We start from the raw sequence: 5,933 nt of genomic DNA on the forward strand, positions 1-5,933 counted from the left end.
CTATTTAGCAGAGCTGATCAGTAACAAAAAAAGCCTTTATGTCACGGTCGATGGTCGTGTAGTCTATAATCTTGGTCGTCCTTATGAAGGCCCCGGACTAGGCGGTGAAAAATCTATTTATTATTCTTTTTATTATAATAATAGTCAGGAGATAGAAACTTTAACTGCCATAATGAAGCAAACGGGTGATATCAAGCGTTTTTGCTTTAAATGGGAATAATCCCACCAAATCCCTTCCCTGAATTTAAGGCTGCACTTCGTGAAGTGACCTCCAATAGTTGGACAACCAAACCAACATTGGGGGTCTTGTATGTCAAAATACAGCAGGACACTCAAAAGCGCTATTGCACATGCCGGCATCTTCCAGCATGCGCAGGTGACAGGAAAATCAATCAATGCCTTAACGCTTCAATCTGCTCCCGGCTTAGCCCTGTACTGCGAATAATGATATCCACACTCACGCCGTTTTGTAAAAATGCACGGGCGGTTTCCAATTTACCTTCTTCACGGCCTTCTTCACGCCCTACTTGTTTCAATGCTTCTGCAATGGTCATCACCATATTTTTGTCCTCCGGCAATTGGTTAGCCATTTGATGGATGATTTGAGTGAAATTCTGCGCATGGCCATTATGCAATAAGTAGCGAAGCAGAACTTCAACCTGCTCTTTTGTATTATCTCCCGTGCCCAGTATCATAATCAGCCCGTTGAACCAGGTGTGCATATCACGCTCGCGGATATGTTTCTGAACCCACTCCAGCATGGCAACCTCTTTAGGGTGGGTCAAGATCTCGTCATCACTGAACACACTCAGATCCACTAACGGAAACGGCTGGCTATACAGACGCGCTGCCTGCTCCGGTTGGTCAAAACAATCCAGCCACTGCATTGAATAAGGATAAGGCTGGGTTTTTCCATGATAAAACAGCAAGGGCACAACCAGCGGCAATTTTTTATGCCCGTTTTTCAGGTGACTTGCCATCACTGACACCGAATACTGCATCAACCGCCATGCCATCATCGGATCAGGCGTTGACTGATGTTCAATCACGCAATAAATATATCCCTCGCCTTGCACCGTTTCAACCGAGTACAGAACATCCGTATACAGTTTCCTTAATTTTTCGTCGATAAAGCTTCCCGGCTCTAATCGTAGGGTCGGGAAATGGCATAACGACCGGACATGTTCCGGCAGATATAACGATAAAAATGCTTTGGCTGTATTGGGTTGTGTTAAAACATACTTGAATAATTCATCATGATTCGGTCTTTCGTCCTTGTTTCCCACTCACTTTCTCCATGTTTCCATTGATTGTTAAAAAATGCCACTGGCCTGCATGATAATGGCGAAAATGGAACGCAAGTTAAACCCAAAAATGGCGCAAAATTGATGCAATAGCGGATTTTGCGGAGGAATTAACAATCTTTTTGTAATGGATGTATACCCAGTATTTGTTTTGCGAGAGGCTTTGCAAGGTCGGTTATTGATGATGGAAAATTGTTCAGGTGGGCGATAAAGTGGATGGTGAAATTTGAACGTGGTTCCGCCGATATGGAAATTTTAAAAATTCTTCCTTAAACAAGTCACTGGTGTTACTAATGGCTGATGGCATGTATTTAATTATTTAATGCAACAAAAGATTGCGTTATTCGACAAAATGGCGCACATTATACCTGCGCTTCCGAAAGCGTATGCGTTTCACACCGCATGTAACACAAACACCGAGAGGCTACGCAAATGGCTATTAGTATCCGTTTAGATGATGACTTCGTTAGCGATGTAAAGGTTCACGCAGAAGCTTCAAGCAGGAGTGTACCAAAGCAGATTGAGCATTGGGCAAAAATAGGTCGCATCGCCGAAGAGAACCCTGATTTGCCGTACTCCTTTATCCTTGAGTCGTTACTGGCGAAAAGCGAAGTCAATAATGGTAAGGTGTCGCGTTATGTCAGAAGGACAAAAAAGTCCCAAGATTGATATTTATGAAACAAGGCGTTTCTCTAAAGCATTATCTAAGTTACCTGAAAATCTTCTTGCCGTCGTGGAAGATGAGATAGAGAAAATTATCGACGACCCAGAAATTGGCGAACAGAAGAAAGGCGATTTAAGTTTTCTTCGCGTTCACAAATTTCAGTTAAATAACCTGCTAACCTTGCTTGGATATCATTGGGTTGAAGAAAAGATAGAGCTATACCTGTTAAATTTTGGTTCTCATGAAAATTTTTATCAGGAACAAAAGCGACACAGGAAAGACGATTTAAAGTTTATTAAATAGTCTATAAGGCTGCACTTTGGTGTGGCTTTTTAGTCCATCAAACGCGGTCTTCCTTAACTGTTATACACAAACCCACATTAGCACATATTATCATCATTTGTGACTTTTAAAACAGGTGATGAGCAGTAGACAGATCGGTCGCAACCGCAAAAGCGTGTCGCTATCGTTGGCAGTGACGCCAAACGTATAGCCATTAGATATACAGATGTTATAATAATACTCTATCCATTAGCGACACAGGTGATTTATGAGAACGCAACCTAAAGAAACCCCGATCAATATCCGGGCGAAAGCCTTTCAGCGGGAGCTTATTGATCATGCAGCAAACCTGCAATCGAAGACCCGAACTGATTTCATTCTGGATGCTGCCTGCCGCGCAGCCGAAGAAGCGATACTCGATCAAAACCACTTTTTCGTTAACGACGAAAAATATCATGCGTTCATGCAGATGCTGGAACAACCGCTTGCTGATAATGCCGGTTTTAAAAAACTCATGGGGTATAAAGCACCATGGGAATAAATGCACCTGAAATATTAACAGCTGAACATAATATAAATGATTTTTATTGCCAGCATGAAACATTAAACGAATGGCTTTCACGCCGGGCGTTAAAAAATAATAAGCTCGGCGCGAGCCGCACCTTTGTGATTTGCAAGGAAGGTACAAAAGACGTTATCGGTTATTATTGTCTGAGCGCGGGTTCAATTAATCATATTGAATCTACACCATCGCTTAAACGCAATATGCCAGATCCTATCCCTGTCGTGCTTCTCGGCCGTCTGGCTGTCGATGTGGAATATCAAGGGAAGAAGTTCGGGGCATTGCTTCTCCAGGATGCCTGGAAACGTGTCGCCAGCATGGCGGAACAGGTGGGCATTTCAGCTATCATCGTCCACGCACTTGATGAGAACGCCCGAACGTTCTATACGCGCCTTGGTTTCACCCAGTCACAGTTGGCACCCTATACGCTGATGCTGCCATTAGGCAGGAAGAACTGATGAATTTAAGACTGCTGCCTATCGATCATAAAACCGGGAGTGACATTTTTACCATCAAACCAACTATCCCATCCCTCTCCTGCTGGCGTTATGATGCGGGTTCGACCGATAGCAATAATATCAACATGATTTTACCTCTTCCGGTAAAGCAACAGCTTTAGGCAAACGTACAGCCCGACTACGATTACTTTTAAAGACGGTTGTCTTTTCCATATAGGCCTCCAAAATAAAGTCTTCTGATTAAGTGCATTGAATACATTGCTTTTTTCAGCAAAAAACGCAAGCGGGTAAATTTTCATGGCGCAATTTATAATTAATCGCCATATAATCATTTATTAATTACATCGAAATAATATGAGGTATGCGCTATGGCAACGAAAGCCATTGACCACTCTACTCTTAATCAACTGGTTGAAACCGGTGCTGTTCATGCTGTGCATATTGTCGGTATGCAGGGAGGCTGGGCTTTAATGGTTAAATATGGTCTGGTGGAACATCCATTAGTGGCACAACGTAGCCGACAGATTCGCCTGTTTAAGAAGCTTGAAACTTTGGTGAATTATTTAAAAGAAATGGGTATTGTTCAGTTTGATGTGAATGCCGCGAATTATTCACCAGAAAGCCATACCCGACCAGATCGGGCAGCGGCACTGAAACGCGCGCATGAAGCAGCTGCTTATGATGTCTGGTTCAAAACGCAGGTACAAGCATCAATAGACGATTCTCGTCCGGTGATTTCCCATGAAGATGCTAAACGTCAGTTCGCATCACGAAAAATGGCTTTGCGTAAGGAACTGTAATGCGACTGGAATGGAAACCAATGGCGTTGGAAGACAGGGAAAAAATAATGAACTATATTGCCCGTGATAATCCACAGGCGGCGATTAAGCTGGATGACGCGTTTGAAGCAGCCGCTGAACGGGCAAAAGATAATCCCGATAGGTATAAATCCGGCCGACTCAAAAATACACAGGAAATTGTGGTTCACCCTCATTACATCTTAGTGTACAAGGCATATGGTGAAACAGTGACTATTTTGCGAGTACTGCACACATCTCAACAATGGCCTTAAAGGGCTTATAAAGAAACCGCTTATTTGATGGCAAGCCCTAAAAATGCCGACAGCCACCCTATAAAAAATGATAAGGTGCTTTCATCAAGTTTATATTTGGAACGCCGCTCGCTTACCTGTAGGCAGAGTAATATTGATGCTTAATTCTCCACCCAATGCTGTTACATAACGTTTCAATGTTGATAAACGAGGATCATTATCAGAGCTTTCCATTCTAGCTAACGTTGGCTGTTTTACTCCCATAGCCGCAGTTAACTCAGCCTGAGACAGATTCAGTTCCTCGCGCAATTGACTAAGAATAACTTCACGACGTAATTCCTCAGTACGAGCTATAATGCGCTCTCTGCTTTCTGGGCTACGTTTTGCCATCAGTTCATCTAAAGTGGACATGGTAACTCCTTATTTTTCCAAATGCTTACTGAACTCAGTATCAGCCAGTTTAATCATATCTTTATAAAAATGTTTTTCATTCATGCCTGTTTTATCACCGGCACACAGCACTATCACGATGTGGATCAAAAGCGAAGAATGCTCTTATCGGATTTCCCGCAAATTGAATCCTCAGTTCCTTATGTTGGGATATTTCGAATCCCTGAGAGTATCCACATGAGGACGTCCCAAATTCGGGCCAAACTCACGCAGAATGTTTCAAGAGGGAAAAAACAACTTTGCTACCGTTCAATTATTCATATCCTGTAGCCGTTTTCTGGCTATAAACTTAACCCAATATTACGCCTTAAACGTTATCCACGGCCTGACCCTTGCCACAGGCTGAATCAATCCCGCTTGTTCTTGAATTTCAATGACCGGGGTAATTGGTTTATAAGCGGCAGGATCTTCTTCACGCAAGCGCTCACTTTTCAATGTAATACACTGCCACGGCAAGCGGCTATTTTGCCGGATATCCGGTAACTTACCGCGCATTACCTGACGCCGTACTGAACGCCCCGCTCCGTGCGAACAAGACCATAACCAATCCGAATGACCTTTTCCCTTTACCAAATAGGAATAATCTCCCATTGAACCAGGGATCAACGCCAACTCTCCTGCCCGCGCGGGCGTTGCTCCTTTACGATGGAGATTCATTCCCTGCTCAGGAAAAATAATATTATGCGAGAGGTCAACAATTAGCTTACTTTTATCCTGTGCAAATACTTTCTGCCACGCAGAACGCACCAACTCAGTCAGGACAATACGATTCGCCCACGCATAACGCGCCGCTACCCCCATCGCCAATAAGTATTCTTGGGCATGTTCAGCCGTCAAACCAAACAAACCGGATGCCGGATATTTTTCCGTAGCAGGCCACTGTGCCCTCGCTTTATCCGCCCAACGTTGACCAACGTAAAACCCGACGTCGCGTGAACCTGTGTGGATCATCATCAATACTTCACCTTCGCGTAAACCCGCCGCATAAGCGGCATGCCTGTCCAAAATAGTATCGACGATTTGCAGCTCAACAAAATGGTTACCTGAACCAACCGTGCCTAAACTGGCTGGGCGGATAATTTCCCGTTTTTCAAAAAAGGCTTCAGGCGCATATCGGCTATGGGCCTTTACTGCTTGTGTACTCAATACGGCACTTAATTCG

At 43.7% G+C, this 5,933-nt stretch carries 10 protein-coding genes and 2 pseudogenes; 7 read left to right on the forward strand and 5 right to left on the reverse strand.

Going from position 1 to position 5,933, the window contains the following annotated elements; genetic code table 11:
* A partial coding sequence (locus tag PSI15_RS16870) for a DUF7823 domain-containing protein (RefSeq protein WP_273584542.1) occupies nt 1-220 on the forward strand: 220 nt, incomplete at its 5' end.
* A gap of 172 nt (nt 221-392) precedes the next feature.
* On the opposite strand, the gene PSI15_RS16875 is transcribed toward PSI15_RS16870, so the two are convergent.
* Nucleotides 393-1,286: an Rpn family recombination-promoting nuclease/putative transposase gene (locus PSI15_RS16875; protein ID WP_273584543.1), complete on the reverse strand. Its 894-nt coding sequence runs from the start codon at nt 1,284-1,286 to the stop codon at nt 393-395.
* Between the two features lie 450 nt (nt 1,287-1,736).
* Here PSI15_RS16875 and PSI15_RS16880 point away from each other — a divergent pair, with 450 nt between their 5' ends.
* The 4 genes from PSI15_RS16880 to PSI15_RS16895 all read left to right on the forward strand — a co-directional run bounded on the left by PSI15_RS16880 (nt 1,737) and on the right by PSI15_RS16895 (nt 3,270).
* Complete coding sequence (locus PSI15_RS16880; protein WP_045968401.1) at nt 1,737-1,973, forward strand: TA system antitoxin ParD family protein; 237 nt, start codon at nt 1,737-1,739, stop codon at nt 1,971-1,973.
* On the forward strand, nt 1,942-2,271 hold the full coding sequence (locus PSI15_RS16885) for a type II toxin-antitoxin system RelE/ParE family toxin (RefSeq protein WP_273584544.1): 330 nt from the start codon (nt 1,942-1,944) through the stop codon (nt 2,269-2,271). The genes PSI15_RS16880 and PSI15_RS16885 overlap by 32 nt, the downstream gene beginning before the upstream one ends.
* Nucleotides 2,272-2,518: 247 nt before the next feature.
* The gene (locus PSI15_RS16890) at nt 2,519-2,791 is read left to right on the forward strand and encodes a type II toxin-antitoxin system TacA family antitoxin (protein WP_273584545.1); all 273 of its coding nucleotides are present in this window, start codon (nt 2,519-2,521) and stop codon (nt 2,789-2,791) included.
* Nucleotides 2,782-3,270 (forward strand): GNAT family N-acetyltransferase, encoded by a 489-nt coding sequence (locus tag PSI15_RS16895; protein WP_273584546.1) that lies wholly within the window; start codon nt 2,782-2,784, stop codon nt 3,268-3,270. The genes PSI15_RS16890 and PSI15_RS16895 overlap by 10 nt, the downstream gene beginning before the upstream one ends.
* Before the next feature lie 5 nt (nt 3,271-3,275).
* On the opposite strand, the pseudogene vapB reads toward PSI15_RS16895, so the two are convergent.
* Nucleotides 3,276-3,483 (reverse strand): annotated as a pseudogene (gene vapB, locus PSI15_RS16900) (type II toxin-antitoxin system VapB family antitoxin).
* 155 nt (nt 3,484-3,638) lie between these two features.
* Between vapB and PSI15_RS16905 the strand changes: the two are divergent.
* A complete protein-coding gene (locus PSI15_RS16905) occupies nt 3,639-4,070 on the forward strand; it encodes an antitoxin PaaA2 family protein (RefSeq protein WP_273584547.1) in 432 nt (143 codons plus the stop codon).
* A complete protein-coding gene (locus PSI15_RS16910) occupies nt 4,070-4,342 on the forward strand; it encodes a type II toxin-antitoxin system RelE/ParE family toxin (RefSeq protein WP_273584548.1) in 273 nt (90 codons plus the stop codon). Before PSI15_RS16905 ends, PSI15_RS16910 begins: the two co-directional genes overlap by 1 nt.
* 90 nt (nt 4,343-4,432) lie before the next feature.
* On the opposite strand, the gene PSI15_RS16915 is transcribed toward PSI15_RS16910, so the two are convergent.
* From PSI15_RS16915 to PSI15_RS16925, 3 genes and pseudogenes are all read right to left on the reverse strand, one after another.
* Entirely contained in the window at nt 4,433-4,732 is a 300-nt protein-coding gene (locus tag PSI15_RS16915) for a helix-turn-helix domain-containing protein (RefSeq protein ID WP_273584549.1), read from the reverse strand.
* A 9-nt stretch (nt 4,733-4,741) separates the two neighbouring features.
* A pseudogene (locus tag PSI15_RS16920) lies at nt 4,742-4,987 on the reverse strand (type II toxin-antitoxin system RelE/ParE family toxin); the annotation flags it as partial.
* 84 nt (nt 4,988-5,071) lie between these two features.
* Nucleotides 5,072-5,933: RtcB family protein (locus tag PSI15_RS16925; RefSeq protein WP_273584550.1), on the reverse strand; the 862-nt coding region annotated here is incomplete at its 5' end.

Origin of the sequence: Xenorhabdus sp. PR6a (assembly GCF_028599065.1) — a bacterium.
GTDB classification, from domain to species: Bacteria; Pseudomonadota; Gammaproteobacteria; order Enterobacterales; family Enterobacteriaceae; genus Xenorhabdus; species Xenorhabdus doucetiae.